The sequence below is a fragment of the Chamaesiphon polymorphus CCALA 037 genome (assembly GCF_003003845.1).
Taxonomy (GTDB): domain Bacteria; phylum Cyanobacteriota; class Cyanobacteriia; order Cyanobacteriales; family Chamaesiphonaceae; genus Chamaesiphon; species Chamaesiphon polymorphus.
In genome coordinates, this window is the sequence record NZ_PVWO01000724.1 from 1 (window position 1) to 2,216 (window position 2,216).

At 47.8% G+C, this 2,216-nt stretch carries 2 protein-coding genes and 1 pseudogene; 1 reads left to right on the forward strand and 2 read right to left on the reverse strand.

The genetic code is table 11. From position 1 onward, the window contains the following. Positions 1-99 precede the first annotated feature (99 nt). The gene (locus C7B77_RS28695; RefSeq protein ID WP_106313108.1) at positions 100-552 is read left to right on the forward strand and encodes a DUF3592 domain-containing protein; all 453 of its coding nucleotides are present in this window, start codon (positions 100-102) and stop codon (positions 550-552) included. Between the two features lie 17 nt (positions 553-569). On the opposite strand, the gene thiO is transcribed toward C7B77_RS28695, so the two are convergent. Together thiO and C7B77_RS30575 are read right to left on the reverse strand one after the other, a co-directional pair. Further along, positions 570-1,661, reverse strand: a complete 1,092-nt coding sequence (gene thiO / locus C7B77_RS28700; protein WP_106313111.1) for a glycine oxidase ThiO — start codon at positions 1,659-1,661, stop codon at positions 570-572. Positions 1,662-1,893: 232 nt separating this feature from the next. After that, a pseudogene (locus tag C7B77_RS30575) lies at positions 1,894-2,216 on the reverse strand (hypothetical protein); the annotation flags it as partial.

A 2,216-nucleotide genomic window follows, 5' to 3' on the forward strand; every position in this document is an offset into this window, starting at 1 on the left:
TTCGATAACTTCAGAAATAGATGCCTGCTTAATTGGCATTACAATTATTAGTTTTGCATACTAAGTAATGAAGAGCCCTATTTACTGAGGAAAGTGCTAGTGGCCAGGAACCCAGATTCAAAATTCTTGTTGTTATTTGGTTCGATCTTTGGTGGCGTTGGCAGTATCATCGCGATCGTTGGCATCGCGCTCGGCATCAGTACTCATTCGTATCTTAGTAAGATGGTATCGACGCCAGGAACTGTAATCGATAATAACCTTTATCTTTCAACCGATAATGAGAATGAACCTACTAATTATTATCATCCAGTTGTTAAATTCACGCCTAAGTCTGGCAAAATGACTATTTTTGTCGCTAATGTAGCCAGCAATCCGCCTGTGTTTAAAAAAGGCCAGCAAGTAACAGTTTTGTACGATCCTAAAGATCCGAGTGCTGCGAAGATCGAGTCTTGGCTCGAATTATGGTTTTTACCGACGATGCTGGGAGGACTAGGTTCGGTGTTCGCCACAATTGGCGGGATCGCTATCGTTAAATCTTGCTGGAGATCGTAGCCACTGGTTTTTAAAAATTAACAGGGTTCAAACCGTTGCCAGCTAAAGGCGGCTAGTAAATTATCGGCTTGCTTATGCCAGACGAGATCGGCAATTAGTTTGGCGGTAATTGGCGTGAGTAAAATCCCATTCCGATAATGTCCGGTAGCCAAAGTAAGATTGGCGGCACTACTGCGGCCTAAAATGGGCAACTCGTCGGGTGTGGCGGGACGATAACCCCACCAAGTTTCGTGCAGGGGGCAGTTTTGAAGGGGAGGGAATAGGCGCATCGCATTAGTCATCAATTGCTTGACACCCTGAAGTGTATTATGGGGGGCAAACCCGACATCTTCGCTAGTCGCGCCGACGATAATGCGGCCATCTTGACGCGGCACGATGTAGATTTCTTCGCCAAATAAGACTCGTTGCAGGGGGAGATTGTCGCGTTGCTGGGGTGGTACTACTACCGATAACATTTGTCCCTTTCTGGGGACGATCGGGATCGGAATTAATTGTTGCGACCAAGCACCTGTTGCCAAGATATAATGCTGTGCCGAGATCTGACCGCGATTTGTCTCTAGATATCGGACTCGTCCCCGCGTGTAGTGAATGTTAGTAACCTCTACCCCGTCGAGAAAGTTCGCGCCGACAGCTTGTGCGGCAACATACAGCGATCTCATCAGTGCGCGATTATCGACTTGTCCTTCGGCTGGATACCAATAGCCACCGAGGACTGACTCGCCTAAACCCGATTGGTAGCGATGGATCGAGGGAGTATCGAGCCATTCGGCAGCTAGTGGATCGGTTGTCGATCGCGGTGACTCGCTCTGGGTGTAAGATGGTGCTAAAATTCCACACGGCCAATAACCGCTATCTACTCCCGAAATTGATTCGATTTTGCCGATCCACTCTGGGTATAAATCGCGACTAGCCAGACATAAATCTAACATCGCACCTGGTTCGATTCGTTCTGCCTGCGGTGCCAACATGCCTGCTGCGGCATGTGCGGCGGCAGATTTGAAGTCTTTACACAAAATTGTGACTGCCGCGCCGAGTAGACGCAATTCTATCGCAGTGGCTAAACCGATCGTGCCACCACCAATGACGATTATTTCACTACCAGGCTGCATCGATCGATTCTCCACCGCAGTTATATTTTTAAGGCTAGATTCAATGCGATCGAGTTTAACTCAAATGTTGATGGTAGCGATCGAAAAAGATGGAGTGGGGGGTTGGGGAGTTGGGAGTTGGGAGTGCGCAGCAAGGAAGCATTTTACATGAGATCGGCAACTCTAAAAGACGAAGTGAGATCGAGCCGATCCCACTTCGCCTGTTTGATTGAATGTATCAGCAAGCCTCAACTTAGGCGACATTCATAAATACGTTCGCGCTTTCTGGCTCTGGTGCAAGCGTCACAGATGGTACCTCCAACTGTTCGGAGCGCAGTAGTGCTGCTGCTAAGTTTTGGGAGAACCCGATAATCCGCTGACAACTTTCGGCGTGCCAAACGCGGAAGTTACCATCGATATTACCTGCGACTAGCGGCCCCATTAAGTAACAGTTTTTGCTAGCTTCAAAGTTTTTATCGATAACAAAACCACGGTTGGATTCATTGGGTACGCAGATCTGTCGCCGAATCAGATTTTGAATTAACGACGAAGATGAAGTAGTAACGTCTTGAAATC